Source organism: Pyxidicoccus xibeiensis (assembly GCF_024198175.1).
GTDB lineage: Bacteria > Myxococcota > Myxococcia > Myxococcales > Myxococcaceae > Myxococcus > Myxococcus xibeiensis.
Genome location: NZ_JAJVKV010000011.1, coordinates 61,362 through 78,158, shown reverse-complemented (window position 1 = coordinate 78,158; position 16,797 = coordinate 61,362). Strand labels below are relative to the sequence as shown.

Genomic DNA, 16,797 nt, shown 5'->3' with positions numbered 1-16,797 from the left:
GGGGTTGCTAGTCGTTGCGCGCGATGTAGTCGAAGATGGCTGCGTAGAACTCCATCTCGTCGAACGTGTCGCCGCCCAGGCCGATGACGTCCAGGTGGTCCTGGCTGATGAGGGACGACGACGAGGTCATCTGCGCGGCGCTCGGCGCGTTGATGTTGGCCACGTAGCCCAGCGCGGTGTCCACGGAGATGGAGTCCATGAAGAAGTTCTCGCTGTAGCGGAGCCGGTAGCCCATCTGCTGCGAGTTGATGCCCACCAGGCCGTCGTCGTCGTCCTCCGCCTTCACCCCGTCGCCACGGCCGGCGGCGCCGTCATTCTCGCAGTCGTCGACGCAGTAGCCGTCGCCGTCGATGTCGAAGAAGAAGCCGCGCAGCAGGTAGAGGGCGGGATTCACGTTGATGCCGGACTGGGCCGTCATCAGCGACGCGTAGTGGGACGCGTAGTTCGCGCTGACGGGGTAGTTCGAGTTGAACAGCTTCGCGCCCGTGGCCAGGCCGTCGTTGGCGTCATAGTCGTTGTAGACGAGCGCCTTGACGGCGGCGAAGCCGTCATTGCCCGGCCCGTAGACGACGTCGCCGTAGATGCGGAACAGCGCGTCGATGACGCTGGTGACGCCGGGGCCCAGGTCGAGGATGAACTTGGCGACCGGCGAGCCCCGGTGCGGCGAGGAGACGCTCAGGAGCACCTTCACGACGGCGTAGCCCTTGCGCTCGCGCAGCACCCGCGCGGCCTTGCGCGCGTCGATGCCGCCCTGCGAGTGGCCCACGAGGTTGACGTGGCGGACGCCCGCGGAGGCCAGGTAGCTCTCGATGTCCTCGGCCAGCTGCAGCCCGCGCACGTCCGAGCTCTGGAGCGGCTGCACCGCGGCGACGAAGGAGCGCTGCCCGCTGTGGATGTCCTCGTTGCACGTCACTTCGAAGAGCTCGTTGCAGGGGTCACCGACGAAGGTGCCGTAGTCGTCGCCCCAGTAATCATAGCCAAGGATGTCGTCGAAGCCGCCCAGGCCATGGGCGAACACCACCGGGTACGTCGTCTTCTCCGCGGCGGCGGAGGCGGGTGAGGCGAACCCCAGGACGCCGAGCGCCAGGGCCGCGAGCAACACACGAGACTGCTTCATGGGGGACTCCTTCGGGAGAGGAGAGGCAATTCCAGCCGCGTCCCAGCCTTCCCCCACTACCGGGGAAGCCCGGGACACTGGGAGTGCTAGTGCCCGGGATTGATTCCCCAGTCAATACATTGCGCCGCGTTATCGGCTGACGCTGTGCGCCAGACAATGAAAGGCCCACCCCGTCGAGTGTGACGAGGTGGGCCAATGCGTTGCGTCAGTCGGGTGTGGCCGCGGGTGACGCGATGCGTCTGTGGTTCACCCGCGCCGGGTGGGGCTCACAGCTCCACCGGCGTCTTCTGGATGCGCCAGATCTCCTCGGCGTACTGCTTGATGGTGCGGTCGGAGGAGAAGATGCCGCCGCGGGCGACGTTGATGATGCACTTCTTCGCCCACCCCTCCTGGTCCTGGTAGGCGCGGACGACCTCCTCCTGCTTCGCCATGTACGACGGGAAGTCGGCGAGCACGAGGTAGCGGTCCTCGTCGAGGAGGCTGTCCACCAGCGGCTTGAAGAGGTGCTTGTCCTCGGGCGAGAAGAAGCCCGTGGAGATGAGGTCCAGCGCCTCGCGCAGCTCCAGGTGCTGGTTGTACACGTCACGCGGGCGGTAGCCCTCGCGCTTGCGGGCAATCACCTCGTCCGCGGTGAGGCCGAAGAGGAAGAAGTTCTCGTCGCCCACCGCCTCGCGAATCTCCACGTTGGCGCCGTCCAGCGTGCCCAGCGTCAGCGCGCCGTTGAGCATCAGCTTCATGTTGCCCGTGCCGGACGCCTCCATGCCGGCGGTGGAGATCTGCTCGGACACGTCCGCCGCGGGGATGATGCGCTCGGCCAGGCTCACCCGGTAGTTGGGCGCGAAGACGACCTGCAGGCCCGTGGTGCCCGCGTCGCTGTTGACGACCTCGGCAATGCCGTTGATGAGCCGGATGGTCAGCTTCGCCAGGTGGTAGCCCGGCGCCGCCTTGGCGCCGAAGATGAACGCGCGCGGGTGGATGATGGTGGACGGGTCCCTCCGGGCCTTCATCCACAGCGCGACGATGTGCACCGCGTTGAGCAGCTGCCGCTTGTACTCGTGCAGGCGCTTGATCTGCACGTCGAAGATGGCGTCCGGGTTGAGCTGCACCCAGCGCAAGTCCCGGATGTGCCGCGCCAGGTCCTCCTTGTTGGCGCGCTTCACCTCGCGGAAGGCCTTGCGGAACTCCGGGTCCTCCGCGTGCGGCTCCAGCTTGCGCAGCTGGTCCAGGTCCGTGGCCCAGCCCTCGCCGATGCGGGACGTAATCAGCTTGTTCAGGCGCGGGTTGCACCACGCCAGCCAGCGGCGCGGCGTCACGCCGTTGGTCTTGTTGTTGAACCGCTCCGGGTACATGGCCGCGAAGTCGGTCATCACGTCCCGGCGCAGCAGCTCCGTGTGCAGCGCGGCCACGCCGTTGACGCTGTGGCTGCCCACCACGGCCAGGTGGGCCATGCGGATCTTCTTCTCCGGGCCCTCCTCCACCAGGCTCATCCGCCGCAGCTTCTCCTGGTCGTACGGGTAGCGGATCTGCACCTGGCGCAGGAAGCGCGTGTTGATTTCGTAGATGATTTCCAGGTGGCGGGGCAGCAGCCGCTCGAAGAGCGTCGCCGGCCACCGCTCCATCGCCTCCGCCAGCAGCGTGTGGTTGGTGTAGCCGAACACCGCCTGCGTAATCGACCAGGCCTCGTCCCAGAGCAGCCGCTTCTCGTCCACCAGCACGCGCATCAGCTCCGCCACGCCGATGGCCGGGTGCGTGTCGTTGAGCTGGATGGCCGCCTTGTTGGGGAACTCGCGGAAGTCGGTGTGGTTCTTCAGGTAGCGCCGGACGATGTCCGCGATGGAGCACGCGACGAAGAAGTACTGCTGCTTGAGGCGCAGCTCCTTGCCGGCCTGGAAGGCGTCGTTGGGGTAGAGGACCTTGGAGATGACCTCCGAGTCGTTCTTCTCCACCACCGAGCGCTCGTAGTCGCCCGCGTTGAACAGCAGCAGGTCGAACTCTTCCGACGCGCGCGCCTGCCACAGCCGCAGGGTGTTGACGGTGTTGTTGTGGTAGCCGGCGATGGGCGTGTCGTACGGCACGCCAATCACCGTCTTGCCGCCCACCCAGCGCGCCACGGGCCGGCCGTCCGGGCCCTGGTGGTGCTCCACGCGCCCGAAGAAGCGCACCGGCACCGCCTTCTCCGGCCGGACGATTTCCCACGGGTTGCCGAACTTGAGCCACTCGTCGGCGCGCTCCACCTGGTAGCCGTCGACGATGTCCTGCGTGAAGATGCCGAACTCGTAGCGGATGCCGTACCCCATGCCGGGGTAGGCCAGCGTCGCCAGCGAGTCCAGGAAGCACGCCGCCAGACGCCCCAGGCCGCCGTTGCCGAGGCCCGCGTCCGGCTCCATCTCCAGCAGGTTGGTCAGGTCGACGCCGACCTCACGCATCGACTCGGCGGCGGCCTCGTGCATGCCCAGGCTGAGCAGGTTGTTGCCGAGCGCGCGACCCAGCAGGTACTCCGCGGACAGGTAGTACGCGCGCTTGACGTCGGCCTCGTAGTACTGGCGCGCCGTCTTCACCCAGCGGTCCGCCAGGCGGTCTCTCACCGCGAGCGACAGCGCCATGAAGCGGTCATGCGCGGTGGACGTCTCGTAGTTCTTGCCACGCGAGTAGCGGACGTGGTCGAGGAAGGAGCGGCGCATGCTCGCCGCGTCCTGTCCGGTGCGGCCGCTGTCGTCCGTCAGCCCTCCATCGGAAGCGCGGGGCGGCGTGACAGGGGTCTGCGTCCTCATGGGTTCACCCATCGGGTAAGGAATCCTCCAGAAGCCCATCATTTATCGCGTCTGGAGCCATTGGCTCCACTGCTCTGTGATGACTCTGGTAAAAGACGCCTGCAAGGTCAGCGGGCCTGCACTCCACTGTCTGGAGACCCCCTCTCGAATGCCCAGCGACAAGAGCGAACTCTCCCAGCGGATTGCATTGACGCGGCCGGACCATGCGGTGCGAGGGTTCATCTTCAACTCCATCCTGATGCTCGTGTCCCAGCGGGCGGGCAGCGAGGCCATGCTCCGCCTGGCCGAGTCCATCAAGATGAAGAAGCCCATCGACTTCTTCTCCTACCCGGCGGCGGACTTCCTGCGGCTGCTCTACGCGGCAGTGGACGTGCTCGAGCCCGTCTACGGCTCCGTCGATGACACCTTCCGGGCCTGCGGGGCGGCCACCGTCAGCGGCTTCTTCGAGTCACACGTGGGCAACACGCTGTCCAAGCTGGTGGGGCGGGGGGACCCGAAGCGGGCCTTCTCCAGCACCTCCACCGTCTACAAGACGCTGGTGAGCTACGGCACCCATGACTGCGAGCCGCTGGAAGGCCGGCGGGTGCGCATCATCTTCCGCGGGGACATGCAGCCCATGCTCTTCCACGAGGGCAGCCTGAAGGCCGCGCTGATGTCGGTGGGCGGCGGCCCGCAGAGCGTGGTGGAGGGCACGGCCATGGCACTGGACCACTCCGAGTTCCTGGTGCAGTGGTAGCCCGGCCGGCGGGCCGTGCGCTCAGCCCCGCCGCCCGGCCCAGAAGAGGTTGGTGTCCGAGGCGTCGCTGGTGAGCTCCAGCGTGGCGAGCCGCCGCTCCGGCCCTCCTTCGCACAGCGCCTGGAACTCCTCCGTGCTCCGGTGCAGCACGCGCCAGTCCCCCACGTACTCCATGAAGGCCCGCCACGGGTTGGGGCGGTGGAGGTTGGTCAGCAGGACGAGCCCTCCGTGCGCCACCAGGGCCGCGAGGACGTCCAGGAAGCGCTCGGCCACCTTGTCCGTCAGGTAGTCCAGCAGGCCGGCCACCACGAGCACGTCATGGCCCTCGGGCTGGCGCAGCCGGTCCACCAGCTCCTTCTGGCGCAGCAGCTGGTAGGTGGACACCTGGACGTAGTCCACCGTGGGCGGGGGCGGAATGCCGGGGCCCGAGCGGCCGGTGAGCATCTGGAACTGGCGGCGGCAGTGCTCCAGCGGGGCCGGGTCGAAGTCGCAGAGGGTGAAGTGGCCCGTGGCGCCCGCGGCGGCGTACTCGCGCAGCGTGTGCTCGGGCCCGCAGGCGAAGGACAGCACGCGCAGGGGGCGGGCCAGCTCGCGCTCGTGCTGGCGCAGGTGGCGCAGCAGCCAGGGCGGGCGGGCGCGGTGTGCGCGCGAGGGGCCGCAGCGCAGCGCATAGCGCGACAGCAGGCGGGCGAGGGTGGAGACGCCCTCGTCCTGCTCGTTGAAGATCATCTCCACCGTCAGGTAGTCGCCCGGGTAGCCCAGCGGCTTGTCCGCGGCGCGGCGGATGAAGGGGCACTGGAGGAAGAAGGGCTGGACGCGCGCGCGGTGGTGCTCCAGCGCGGCCTCGCGCTCCGCGTCGGAGAACCCGGCGTCCAGCTCCGTCAGCCGTGCATAGGCGGCGTCCAGGCGGGCGGTGAGCGCGGGGAGGTGGCGCTGGAGGGCCTCCTCCTGCTCCTGGCGGAGGCCGCGCCGCTGCTCCGGGTCCCGGGGGAAGCGCGCCAGCCGTTCCGGCAGGCCGTGGAGCAGCTCCTCGTCCAGGGCGAGGAGCTCGGCGTGCAGCGCTTCCGACAACGCGATGAACTCGGCGACAGAGGTCATGGGCTGCCGGCCCCCGGGAAGCGCTAGGGCTGCGTGGGGACTGCGACGGGGGCGCTGGCGGCCTGGCCGGCCACCGCGGCCACGGACACGGCCTCCAACTGCGCGGTCAGCTCCGCGGCCTTCGCGAGGAAGTCCGGCAGGAGCGTCTTGGGCAGCGGGTCCGCGCGCGGGAACTGCTGGTTGAGCGGGTTGGTGTAGCCGCCGTTGCGCTTGAGCCCGAAGTGCAGGTGCGGCCCGGTGGAGCGGCCGGTGTTGCCCGAGTAGGCGATGACCTGCTTCTGGCGCACGCGGGCGCCGGCGCGCACGCCGTCACCGAAGCGCGACAGGTGCATGTACTGCGTCTCGAAGCCGTTGGCGTGGCGGATGACCACCATGTTGCCGGCGGCGCCCGAGTAGCCCGCCTGCGTCACCGTGCCGTCCGCCACCGCCCACACCGGGGTGCCGATGGGGGTGCCGTAGTCCACGCCGTTGTGGGCCTTGAGGTACTTGAGCACCGGGTGCAAGCGCGAGCCGAAGCGGCTGGTGACGTTGGCGTACTTCAGCGGGCTCTTGAGGAAGGTCTTCTTCGCGCTGGCGCCGTCCTCGGCGAAGTAGTTGGGCTGCCCGTCCGGCAGCACGTAGCGGAACACCTTCTTGTTGCCCACGAGGCCGCCCGCGTAGGTGGCCGCCAGCACCTCGCCGTAGCGCAGCACGCGGCCCTTGGAGACGAACTTCTCCACCAGCGCGCGCGCCTGGTCGCCCTTGCGCACGTCGCGGTAGAAGTCGATGTCCCAGGCGAACACGTCCGCCAGCACCATGCCGATGGCCGGGTCCTCGCCCGCGTCCACCGCCGCCTCGTACAGCGACGACTGGATGTCCAGCGAGACGACGGACACCTGCTTCTCCACCTCGATGGAGCGCTTGCTGCCCACGTACTTCTCGCCGTCGCGGCGCACCTGCCACTCGTCCACCAGGCTCTGGCGGTAGTCGAAGAAGTCCAGCTCCCCGTCGCGGATGACGAGCCGGAACTGGTCTCCCACGCGCGACTTGCGGAAGTCGAACACGCCTTCCAGCGCGGAGATGACGGCCGTCACCTGCGCGTCCGGGAGCTGCGCGTCATGCAGCGCCTGCGCGAGCGCCTGGCCGGGCTCGATGCGGCGGTTCTTGATGGTGTAGCGGACGGTGGCTTCGGAGACGGAAGCCGCCAGCAGGGCAGCCAGGCAGAGCAGGGGGGCGATTCTCATGGGCGCGGCGGCCGAGTGTAGTGGACACTCGCGCCCGCGCCCAGAAGCCGCCCGGAGAATTCCCGCGCTCGGCTGCCCGGCAGCCCTGGAACCCGCCGGGTAGGGCGTTCCAGGGCCACCAAGTCTGAACTTCTACCGCGTTGCTGAACCGCCCGGTGGGGGGCGGCTAGAGGTCGACCTTCTTCTCCGTGTGGTTCGTCCCGTCGAAGCGGAGCATGGCGCCCTTGTTGTCGTAGCGGGTGACGATGTTGACGGGGCGGCGCCAGAGGGACTGGAGGTTGCGCAGCGTCTCGCGGGCGTAGTCGCCCTTGAGGTCCTGCCCGTCGTGCTTGTGCGCGAGGAGCAGCTCGCCGCGGTTCTCGTGGTTGCCGTCCACGACTTCGATGATGGGCTGGCCGAAGTTGGTGAGGCCCTGGAGCAGCTTGCCCTTCACCTTGCGGAACTCGCGGTCCATGATTTCCCACGAGTTGCGCTTGTCGTTGAAGCCGTACACGAAGAGCTTCTGCTCCATCGCGAACTCGGCCGTCAGGAACGTGTCGATGAAGGTGATGTCGTTGTAGTGCTTGCGGACCTCGAAGATCTTCTCGCGGCCGGCGCCCAGCTTCTTGTCCCAGTTGCGGCGGGCGCGCAGGTCATCGCACTCGTCCCACTCCTTGCCGAAGCGGCCCTTGTTCCACCGGTCCTCGATGTCCCGCCACAGCTCGATGCCGAGCTTGTACGGGTTGATGGCGCCGGGGCGCGTGCCCATGGTGCCCGAGTGGTGGTCCGCGTAGTCGATGATCTCATCGTCCCTGAGGGCCCGCCGCGTCATGATGGTGGAGTGCCAGTAGCTGGCCCACCCCTCGTTCATGATTTTGGTCTGGCCCTGGGGCGCGAAGTAGTAGGCCTCGTCGCGCAGGATGGCGAGGATGTCCGACTCCCACGGCTCCAGCGGGGCGTGCTCCAGGAGGAACATCAGCACGTCGCGCTGCGGGCGCTCGGGGAACTTCTTGGCGCGCTGCTTCTCGTCCTCCACGCGCTTGCGCTGTGAGTCGAGGAACTCGGAGGGGTTGATGAAGCCGCGCATGTACTCGCGGCCGACCTTGAAGCCCTCCACGCGCTCGTTGGCCTTGACTTCTTCTTCCGCCTTCTTCGGGTCCGGGTTGCGCCGGATGTGGGGCGCATGCTGGTCGATGAGGTTCTCGAGGCTCAGCGTCCGGTCGATGAAGTCCTCGACCTTCTCCACGCCAATCTTGTCCACCCAGCGCCGCACCCGGGTGGCGTGGTTGGCCATGTCGTCAATCATCCGGCGGTTGGTGTGCCGGAAGGAGAAGTTGTTCTTGAAGAAGTCGCAGTGCCCGTAGACGTGGGCCATGACGAGCTTCTGGTCCACCTCCGGGTTGCTCTCCATCAAGTAGGCGTAGCAGGGGTCATTGTTGATGACGAGCTCGTAGATCTTGCTCAGCCCGTACTCGTACCCCTTGGACAGCTGCTCGTACTCCATGCCCCAGCGCCAGTGCGGGTAGCGCGTGGGGAAGCCGCCGTAGGCGGCGACCATGTTCATCTCGTCGTAGGACACCATCTCGAAGTTGGTGTCGAAGAAGTCGAGGCCGAACTCCTTGGCATAGCCGTGGATTTCGTCCCTGAGCGCGGCGAGGCGGGGTGTCAGGCTCTTGGGCATCGGGCAGTTGCTCCGGTGGCGTGGAGTCCGCGGTCAGCGGCCCTTGCCGAGGAAGTCCTTGATGGACGCGTAGATGGCGTCCTTGTCCGCGATTTCGCTCAGCGCGACGTTGGGCGTGTCCCCCACCGCCTCGCGCAGGTCCTTGATGAACTGGCCGCTGCCGTAGGGTGACTCCACCTGGCCGTAGGCGAACTGGTTGACGGCGGGCAGCACGTCGTTGCGCAGCATCTCGATGCACTGGCGCGTGTCGTCCGCGCTCCAGTTGTCACCGTCGCTGAAGTGGAACGGGTAGATGTTCCACGCGCTCTTCGGGTAGTCCGCCGCGATGATGTCGCGGCACAGCTTGTAGGCGCTGGAGATCATCGTCCCGCCGGACTCGCGGGTGTGGAAGAACGTGTCCCGGTCCACCTCGCGCGCCACCGCGTCGTGGATGATGTAGCGCGACTCCAGGCCCTTGTACTGGTGGCGCAGCCACGTATCGAGCCAGAAGCTCTCGATGCGGACGATCTCCTTCTGCTCGTCGCCCATGGAGCCGGACACGTCCATCATGTAGATGATGACCGCGTTGGTCTCCGGCAGGTTCTGCAGCTTGTAGCTGCGGTAGCGCCGGTCCTCGCGCATGGGGATGATGATGGGCCGGTTCGGGTCGTAGGTGCCCGCGGCAATCTGCCTGCGCAGGGCCTGCTTGTAGGTGCGCTTGAAGTGGCGCAGCGACTCGGGGCCCGTGGTGTTGATGCCGGTGTAGCGGATCTTCTGGGTGACGATCTTCTCGTTGTGGCGCCGCTCGATGTTGGGCAGTTGCAGCTCCTCGCCCAGAATCTGGGCGAGCTCGTCCAGGGTGACGTCCACCTCGAGGGCGTGGTCGCCCTCGCCCTGGCCGGCCTGGTGGCCCTCCCCGGGCTCCACGGCCCCGGGGCCGAGCTGCTGACCCACCTCTCCATCCCCTTGCCCGACACCGCCCTGCTCCTTGTGGCCGTACTTGAAGCGGGGAATGTCGATGAAGGGAATGGGGATGGAGATGGCGTCCTTCCCCTTCTTCCCGAGCATCTCGCCCTTCTGCACGTACTTGCGCAGGTTGGCCTTTATCTTGCCGCGGACGATCTGTTTGAAGCGGGAGTGGTCCTGGTGGATCTTCAAGGTCACGACGGCTCGCCCCTCTCTGGTGTTACTCCTTCGCGTCGCCTCGGGCGAAGATGCTGGCCACGAAGTTGAGGACGTCGGTGGAGCAGATCTCGCAGTAGCCGTAGTTCTTCATCATCCGGTCCTTCACCAGGTCGATCTTCTCCTGGGTCTCCTTGTCGACGACGGAGGAGACGAGGTTCTTGAGCTTGATGCTGTCCTTCTGGTCCTCGAACAGCTTGAGCTCCAGTGACTTGTGGAGCCGCTCATTGGTCCGGTAGTTGAAGGTCTTCCCCTCGACGGCCAGCGCGCCGATGTAGTTCATGATCTCGCGCCGGAAGTCGTCCTTGCGGCTGTCGGGGATGTCGATCTTCTCCTCGATGGAGCGCATGAGGCGCTCGTCCGGCTCCTCGTAGAGGCCGGTGTACTTGTTCTTGACCTTCTCCTTCTGGGTGTAGGCCTTGATGTTGTCGATGTAGTTGCCGCACAGCTTGCTGATGGCGTCCTCATCGGCGGAGATGGCGCGCTGGACCTCGTTCTTGACGATGTCCTCGTACTCCTGCTTCACGGAGGTGAGCAGCTCCTTCATCCGCTTGCGGGCGTCCTCGCTGTTGATGAGCGAGTGCGTCTTGAGGCCGGCCTCCAGCTCGTTGAGGACCATGAAGGGGTTGATGCAGCCCTCGCCCTTGTCGCTCACCAGCGCGTTGGAGATCTTGTCCTGGATGTAGCGGGCGGAGATGCCCTCCAGGCCCTCGCGGTTGCTCTCCTTGCGCAGCTCCTTGATGTTGTCCTCGGTGAAGTTGGGGAGCGTCTTGCCGTTGTAGAGCTTGAGCTTCTGCAGCAGCGAGAGGTTGTGCTTCTTGGGCTCCTCCAGGCGGGTGAGGACGGCCCACATGGCGGCCATCTCCAGCGTGTGGGGAGCGATGTGCTTGCCCTTGATGGCGCGGGAGTTGAAGTCCTTCTCGTAGATCTTCACCTCCTCGGACAGCTTGGTGATGTACGGGATGTCGATCTTCACCGTACGGTCTCGCAAGGCCTCCATGAACTCGTTGTTCTCGAGCTTCTTGTACTCGGGCTCGTTGGTGTGGCCGAGGATGACCTCGTCGATGTCCGTCTGGGGGAACTTCTTCGGCTTGATTTTATGCTCCTGCGAGGCGCCGAGCAGGTCGTAGAGGAAGGCGACGTCCAGCTTCAGCACTTCGACGAACTCGATGATGCCGCGGTTGGCGATGTTGAACTCGCCGTCGAAGTTGAAGGCGCGCGGGTCGGAGTCGGAGCCGTACTCGGCGATCTTCCGGTAGTTGATGTCACCGGTGAGCTCGGTGGAGTCCTGGTTCTTCTCGTCCTTGGGCTGGAAGGTGCCGATGCCGACGCGGTCCTTCTCGCTGAAGACGAGGCGGTTGACCTTCACGTGGCTCATGACCTTGGCGAAGTCGCCCTGGTACTGCGTCATGAGGTCCTTGAAGACGAAGCGGCAGGCGGGGCACAGCTCGGAGCCGTCGGGGATGGTGTAGCCGCTCTCCGGCGGGGAGATTTCGGCGTAGACCTTGGCCCGCCACTCCTTGGGAATGAGGTTGAGGGGCTCCTCATTCATGGGGCACTTCATCTTCTCGCGCGTGGTCGTCCCGTCCGGCAGCTTGCGGTCGGTGGTCCAGGAGAAGGTGTAGGCGGCGCCGTCCGGCGTCTTGGAGTAGTCCTCCATGCCCTTCTTGAGGAGGCGGGCGATGGTGGACTTGGACGAGCCGACGGGGCCGTGCAGGAGGATGACGCGCTTCTCCGTGCCGTAGCCCTGGGCGGCGGACTTGAAGACGTTCACCAGCTTCATCAGCGGCACGTCCAGGCCGAAGATGGCGTCGCGGCCGCCGAACTTCTCGTCGCTGAAGAAGTGGTAGCGGATGAGCTTCTTCTTGTTGTCGATGTACTCCGACTTCCCGTGGCTGAGGATCATGTCGTAGATCCTCTGGAAGGCGGTGCGGGTGACCTTGGGGTTCTTCCGGACGATTTCGAGGTAGTCCTCGAACGAGCCTTCCCAGGTGAGCTCAGCGTAGGTCTTCTGGTCTTGCAGCGAGGCAATCCTGGAGACCCACGAAACCTTCTCAGCGTCCTTCATGTCTCTCCCTCGGGCCACCTGGGACGCGGAGGAGCCGCGCCGACAAGGGGCCAAAATGGTGAACCTGGAGGGCTGGATTGCCATTCCACAACCACCCCGCCGAGGTCCCAGGCACAAACCGCCATGTGCTGCCGATTCGGGACCCCGCCGCGGAGTGGGACCGCGCGTTACGCTCGTGTCGGGGGTTGGACGCCGGAAACAGGCGCACCCCCTCCACGGGGTGAAAAGGCACTTTGATTATAAGACCCCCGGCCCACGGGGGTAGGTCCACACCGGTTCCCCGAGGGGTATTGAACGCCTGAGCGGTGCTTTTCCAGGCGCCTGGTGGGGACGGACTGTTACCTAGCTGTGGGGCAGCGTGCCCGTTCGTTCCACATGTCGGCGCGCGGCCTGCACCGCCCAGGCGGCGAGCGGCCAGAGCACCGCGCTGAAGGCCAGCAGGGCGCCCCAGGTGGGTAGCAGGGGCTCCACTCCGGCGCGCTCGAGTGCGGCGGCGCGCAGGCCATGGAGGGCATGGGTGGCCGGCAGCAGGCGGGCAGCCATGCGCAGTGCTTCGGGCAGCACGTCCACCGGGTACAGCACACCGGCGAACAGATAGCTGAGCATGTCCAGCGCGTAGGCGAACGGGTCTCCGCGTTTGAAGACGAGCACGAAGGCGGCGGACAGCAGGCCCAGCGCGCTGAAGGCGAGCACGCTGAGGGCGAGCGTCACCGCGAAGGTCAGCGGGTGGATGGAGAGCCGGGCGCCGAAGAAGAGCGAGCCCGCGGCAAGCAGGCCGCAGGCGCGCACCAGCGAGCTGGCGACGGTGCCGGCGGCCATCAGCGAGACGACATGGAAGGTGGACAGGGGCGCGGCGAGCAGGGGCTCCAGCGAGCCATCGTTCTGTGCGGCGCGCACCGTGTTGCCGAAGCCGCGCTGGAGGCTGCGCAGCAGGGCGGCGGTGGCCAGGCCGACGAGGGCGAAGGAGTAGTAGTCCGCGCCGTAGCGGCCGCGGATGGCGGGAGCTTCTCCCACGGTGCGGGCGAGGAAGTAGAAGAGCGTCAGGGTGAACAGCCCGCCAGCCACCGAGAGCAGCCCGTTGAGCCGGTAGGCGGTGGCGATTTCGAAGTCCCTGCGGAGGAAGGCGAGCAGGCGTCTCATGCGTCGTCTCCGGCGATGGCGGCGAAGACGGCCTCGGCGGCGGGCTGCACCTGCGCGAAGGTGCCGGAGGCGGCGATGCTCCCGGCGTCGAGGAGCAGGACGCGGTGGGCCACGGCCTGGACCTCGGCGAGGTCATGGCTGGCGAAGAGGACGGCGGCCCCTCGCGAGGCGGCATCCGCGAGGACGCGGGTGCGCACGCGGCGGGCGGCGCCAGGGTCCAGCGAGCGGGTGACTTCGTCCAGCAGCAGCACGCGCGGGCGGTGGAGCAGGGTGCGCATCAGCACCACGCGGGCCTTCTCGCCGCTGGAGAGGGTGCGCGCCTCGCGCTCCAGCAGGCGCCGGGCTTCCAGCGTGTGGGCCAGCTCGTCGATGCGCGCTTCCACGTCCTGCCGGGGGACGTCGTAGAGCGCGGCGTAGAAGCGGAGGTTCTGGCGGGCGGTGAGTCGCGGGGCGAGCCCCCGGTCATCGCTGAGCGCGGCGCCGAGGTGCTGGCGCACCTGGGGGCGGTCCTTCACCACGTCGTGGGAGGCGACGCGCGCGGTGCCGGCGTCGGGGAGCAGCAGGCCGCAGAGGATGCGCAGCAGGGTGGACTTGCCTGCGCCATTGGGGCCGATGAGGGCGACGACCTCACCGGCCTCCACATGGAAGGAGACGCCGCGGAGGGCGGGGCGGGACGGGGCCGCGCGGCCGCGCAGGCGCGCCCAGCTCCAGGGCGGCGGGTACGTCTTCTCCAGGGCGGCGACCTCGACCTCCGGCATTGGGGCCATTGGAGCCGAAATCGCGCACGGTGTCTCTGGCACCGGACGCTCCGCCGCGTGGGCCTCCGAGGGAGGACGGTGAGCACGGGCCGTGCAGAAGGGGCGCGGCGTCACCCCACCCAGGGAGTCGAGTGGTGTCCGCCTTGCTTGTCGCGTCATGTCTGTTGGGCTCGTTGCTGCAGGGCATCGCCTCCGTGTCGGACGAGGAGGCGGTGGCCCTGGCGCTCGTGGACGCGGGGGCGGCACCGCGTCGGGCGCTGCGGCTGGCGCACCGGCCGGGCTGGGGACAGCGGGCACGGCTGTCGGTGACGTGGCAGGTGGACACGGTGCTGGGCGTCGGTCCCGGTGCGGAGCTGAGGACGGAGTACGGGCCGGAGGTGGTCGTACCGCTGCGGCTGGAGCTGCCGGTGCATGGACGAGGCGTGCCCCAGCGTGGGGTGGTGCCGCTGCGGCTGGAGCTGCCAGTGCATGGAGGAGGCGGGTACCGGCGAGGGGTGGAGGGCGCTCATGGGGAGGAGCCGGCGGCGGGAGGGGGTGGGGCTCACGCAGGCGTGAAGGTTCCGCGAGTGCCGGATGCCGGAGGGTTTCGGGCTCAGGCAGCTGTGACGGCCCCGGCAGTGTCGAACGCTGTCGAGCTTCGGGTGTGGCGGGGCGTGGGGGGCCGTCGACGTTTGATGCCTGGAGAGGCTCGATATCGACTGGGCGTAGGGCGCCCCGAGGTGCGCGCCGTGGACGAGGACGGCGTGGAGTCCACGTGGCGGCTCGCGGAGGAGCTGGGTGCGATGAGCGGCCGGGAGGGTGAGGTGGTGTTGTCCGCGACGGGCGTCGTGGTGGATGGTGGAATGGCCCTGCGTGAAGGGGCCTCTCCGGCTCTGACGGCCCTGGTGGCGAAGGCGCTGTCGTCGGAGTGGCTCGGCACGCCCCGGTTCCCCGAGGAGCCGGTGGGCCCCGGAGCGCGCTGGTCGATGGCATGGGCACGAGGGCCAGACGCCCTGTCCATCATCACCTACGAGCTGGCGGAGCTTCGAGGCTCACGTGGGCGGGTGCGCTTTCAGCTCCACACGCGGCAGCGAGGAAGGCGCAGTGAGCCGGAGGCGGAAGGCGAGCTGCGCTTCGACCTGCGTCGTCCGCTGCCCGAGCGGATGGCCGTGCTCTACACCTCCCGGAGCCAACTGGAGCTCGGGTCGGCGAGGCGGAGGCTGGAGGTGGTGCGACGCACCCACGTCACGCTGGAGGCGGGAGCGCCGGAGCCGCTGCCCCTCGAGGTCGGGCGTACGGTGCCGGAGTGAGACCGGGGTGGGCGGAAGTCGCTCCGGGTAGGGATGGTTGCGGCTCCACGGAAGCGGCCGGGAGAGCGGACCTTCGCGGAGGGTGAAGCTGGGGACGCCCTGGGAGCAGGGGAGCAAGGGTCGTCGGCTTGGCTTTGGCCCCTGCCTGCGTATCCTGCCGCGCGAACATGGCCACCGCCCCGTCCCCCCTGTCCGCTCCCCCGTCCCCCGCGCCTGGTCTCTCGGCGGTGCCCGCCCCCGCGCCCGAGCCGAGTACCCGGCTGCTCATCGGACTGTTGCTGGTGGCGGCGCTCGTCCCGCGCCTGCTGGTCTTCACCGTCAACGAGAACCTCTACGGCGACGCGGTGGTGCGCACGGAGCTGGCGGAGCGCTGGTTGAATGCGCCCCATGTCATCACCGCATACGGTGACGGCGCCTACCAGTTCGGCCCGCTGCACATGTACCTGGTGGGCGCGGCCCTGTCCGTGATGGACCGGGAGGTGGCCGGGCGCGCGGTGAGCCTGCTGTTCGGCGTGCTGTCGGTGGTGCCGCTGTTCGCGCTGACACGGAGGTTGTTCGGCTGGCGCGCGGGCGTGGTGGCCGGGCTGTCCTTCGCCGCATGGGGCATGCACCTGCAGTTCTCCACGACCGCGGGCAGCGAGGCGGTGTCCCTCTTCTTCATGCTGGCCACCTTCGCGCTGTACGCGGAAGGCGTCGAAGAGAACCGGTTCGCGCCCCTGTTCCAGGCGGCGGTGATGCTCAACCTCGCCTGCGCGCTGCGCTACGACGCGTGGATGTACATGCCGCTGCTGTCGCTGGCGCTGGTCTTCAGCAGCGAGGACCGGGTGGCGTCGGTGACGCGCGCGGTGGGCTTCGGGCTGGTGTGCCTGCCGTTCCCCCTGCTGTGGATGCAGGGCAACGAGATGATGCACGGGGACCCGTTCTACCCGGTGAAGGCGGTGGAGGAGTTCCACCGCAACTGGGTGCAGTCCTCCGCGGGCTCCGGTGCGGCCATCGGCTGGCGGCTGCAGCAGCTGGGGTTCTGGCCCGGCATCGCGCTGCTCACGCTGAGCCCCGGCGTGGCGCTGCTGGGCATGGTGGGCATGGTGAAGGCCTGGCGCGCGCGCCCCGACACGCGCTGGCTGGTGGTCGCCGCGGTGGTGCCCGCGGCGTACTTCACCTTCCGCGCGGTGGTGCTGCTGACCTTCGTGCCGCTCGGGCGCTTCACGGTGACGCAGGTCACGGTGGTGCCGGTCTTCGTGGCCTTCGGCTTCGCCGCGCTGATGGGGGCGCGAGGCGCTGGCGCGCGCAAGGCGCTGGCGGGAGTGACGGCGGTGCTCGCGGTGGCACTGCCCGTGGCCATGGGGCTGTACACCTTCCGCACCGAGGGCCGCCTGCAGGACTCGCTGCGGCCGGTGAGCCCCACGTCCACCAACCCGGTGGCGGTGATGAAGGTCGCGGACTTCATCAAGCAGGAGGTGGCCAGCAAGGGCGGGGCGGTGGCCATCGACGACGACCCCAGCTACATGGACCTGCAGATTGCTTTCTTCTCCGGGCTGCCCGAGCTGCGGATGGCGCGCGTGCGCTGGGACACGTTCCGCAAGCGGCTCCAGGAGACGAACCCGGAGGTGCTGGTGCGCTTCGACCAGGGCTCGCTGGTGAAGGACCCGGGCGTCAAGCTGGAGGGCCGCACCCTGGTGCTGGACGGCGTCTCGTACGAGGAGCTGGACGGCTTCACCGCGCCGCTGCACGTGTACCGGCGCCGTCAGTAGCGCCTCGAACGGTGGCGCCCGGGGC

General features: G+C 68.0%; 12 protein-coding genes. 3 read left to right on the top strand and 9 right to left on the bottom strand.

Features of this window, described 5'->3' with window-relative positions; genetic code table 11:
* Positions 1–7: 7 nt before the first annotated feature.
* Together LXT23_RS36005 and LXT23_RS36000 are read right to left on the bottom strand one after the other, a co-directional pair.
* Positions 8–1,117, bottom strand: a complete 1,110-nt coding sequence (locus tag LXT23_RS36005) for an esterase/lipase family protein (protein WP_253984947.1) — start codon at positions 1,115–1,117, stop codon at positions 8–10.
* A gap of 266 nt (positions 1,118–1,383) precedes the next feature.
* Positions 1,384–3,888 (bottom strand): glycogen/starch/alpha-glucan phosphorylase, encoded by a 2,505-nt coding sequence (locus LXT23_RS36000; protein ID WP_253984946.1) that lies wholly within the window; start codon positions 3,886–3,888, stop codon positions 1,384–1,386.
* A 148-nt stretch (positions 3,889–4,036) separates the two neighbouring features.
* Here LXT23_RS36000 and LXT23_RS35995 point away from each other — a divergent pair, with 148 nt between their 5' ends.
* Entirely contained in the window at positions 4,037–4,624 is a 588-nt protein-coding gene (locus LXT23_RS35995) for a TIGR02265 family protein (RefSeq protein ID WP_253984945.1), read from the top strand.
* A 21-nt stretch (positions 4,625–4,645) separates the two neighbouring features.
* Here LXT23_RS35995 and LXT23_RS35990 read toward each other — a convergent pair whose 3' ends face one another.
* The 7 genes from LXT23_RS35990 to LXT23_RS35960 form a co-directional block, all read right to left on the bottom strand.
* Positions 4,646–5,722, bottom strand: coding sequence for a methyltransferase domain-containing protein (locus LXT23_RS35990; RefSeq protein WP_253984944.1), 1,077 nt, complete (start codon positions 5,720–5,722; stop codon positions 4,646–4,648).
* A 23-nt stretch (positions 5,723–5,745) separates the two neighbouring features.
* Positions 5,746–6,945: a M23 family metallopeptidase gene (locus tag LXT23_RS35985; RefSeq protein WP_253984943.1), complete on the bottom strand. Its 1,200-nt coding sequence runs from the start codon at positions 6,943–6,945 to the stop codon at positions 5,746–5,748.
* Between the two features lie 166 nt (positions 6,946–7,111).
* Positions 7,112–8,605: a SpoVR family protein gene (locus tag LXT23_RS35980; RefSeq protein ID WP_253984942.1), complete on the bottom strand. Its 1,494-nt coding sequence runs from the start codon at positions 8,603–8,605 to the stop codon at positions 7,112–7,114.
* 33 nt (positions 8,606–8,638) lie between these two features.
* Positions 8,639–9,748, bottom strand: coding sequence for a DUF444 family protein (locus LXT23_RS35975; RefSeq protein WP_253984941.1), 1,110 nt, complete (start codon positions 9,746–9,748; stop codon positions 8,639–8,641).
* Positions 9,749–9,770: 22 nt separating this feature from the next.
* Entirely contained in the window at positions 9,771–11,834 is a 2,064-nt protein-coding gene (locus LXT23_RS35970) for a PrkA family serine protein kinase (RefSeq protein WP_253984940.1), read from the bottom strand.
* Positions 11,835–12,176: 342 nt separating this feature from the next.
* Positions 12,177–12,974 carry an ABC transporter permease gene (locus LXT23_RS35965; protein WP_253984939.1) on the bottom strand — a complete coding sequence of 266 codons (798 nt, stop codon included), beginning with the start codon at positions 12,972–12,974 and terminating at the stop codon, positions 12,177–12,179.
* Entirely contained in the window at positions 12,971–13,732 is a 762-nt protein-coding gene (locus LXT23_RS35960; RefSeq protein ID WP_456106867.1) for an ABC transporter ATP-binding protein, read from the bottom strand. The genes LXT23_RS35965 and LXT23_RS35960 overlap by 4 nt, the downstream gene beginning before the upstream one ends.
* A 134-nt stretch (positions 13,733–13,866) precedes the next feature.
* On the opposite strand from LXT23_RS35960, the gene LXT23_RS35955 reads away from it, so the two are divergent.
* Both LXT23_RS35955 and LXT23_RS35950 read left to right on the top strand, forming a co-directional pair.
* Positions 13,867–15,021, top strand: coding sequence for a hypothetical protein (locus LXT23_RS35955; protein ID WP_253984937.1), 1,155 nt, complete (start codon positions 13,867–13,869; stop codon positions 15,019–15,021).
* 167 nt (positions 15,022–15,188) lie between these two features.
* The gene (locus LXT23_RS35950; protein ID WP_253984936.1) at positions 15,189–16,772 is read left to right on the top strand and encodes an ArnT family glycosyltransferase; all 1,584 of its coding nucleotides are present in this window, start codon (positions 15,189–15,191) and stop codon (positions 16,770–16,772) included.
* The last annotated feature ends 25 nt before the right edge of the window (positions 16,773–16,797 follow it).

What these genes read in the sequence shown, in the direction of transcription:
- LXT23_RS36005 (WP_253984947.1), bottom strand. Translation starts at nt 1,117, where the DNA reads ATGAAGCAGTCTCGTGTGTTGCTCGCGGCCCTGGCGCTCGGCGTCCTG.
- LXT23_RS36000 (WP_253984946.1), bottom strand. Translation starts at nt 3,888, where the DNA reads ATGAGGACGCAGACCCCTGTCACGCCGCCCCGCGCTTCCGATGGAGGG.
- LXT23_RS35995 (WP_253984945.1), top strand. Translation starts at nt 4,037, where the DNA reads ATGCCCAGCGACAAGAGCGAACTCTCCCAGCGGATTGCATTGACGCGG.
- LXT23_RS35990 (WP_253984944.1), bottom strand. Translation starts at nt 5,722, where the DNA reads ATGACCTCTGTCGCCGAGTTCATCGCGTTGTCGGAAGCGCTGCACGCC.
- LXT23_RS35985 (WP_253984943.1), bottom strand. Translation starts at nt 6,945, where the DNA reads ATGAGAATCGCCCCCCTGCTCTGCCTGGCTGCCCTGCTGGCGGCTTCC.
- LXT23_RS35980 (WP_253984942.1), bottom strand. Translation starts at nt 8,605, where the DNA reads ATGCCCAAGAGCCTGACACCCCGCCTCGCCGCGCTCAGGGACGAAATC.
- LXT23_RS35970 (WP_253984940.1), bottom strand. Translation starts at nt 11,834, where the DNA reads ATGAAGGACGCTGAGAAGGTTTCGTGGGTCTCCAGGATTGCCTCGCTG.
- LXT23_RS35965 (WP_253984939.1), bottom strand. Translation starts at nt 12,974, where the DNA reads ATGAGACGCCTGCTCGCCTTCCTCCGCAGGGACTTCGAAATCGCCACC.
- LXT23_RS35960 (WP_456106867.1), bottom strand. Translation starts at nt 13,732, where the DNA reads ATGCCGGAGGTCGAGGTCGCCGCCCTGGAGAAGACGTACCCGCCGCCC.
- LXT23_RS35950 (WP_253984936.1), top strand. Translation starts at nt 15,189, where the DNA reads ATGGCCACCGCCCCGTCCCCCCTGTCCGCTCCCCCGTCCCCCGCGCCT.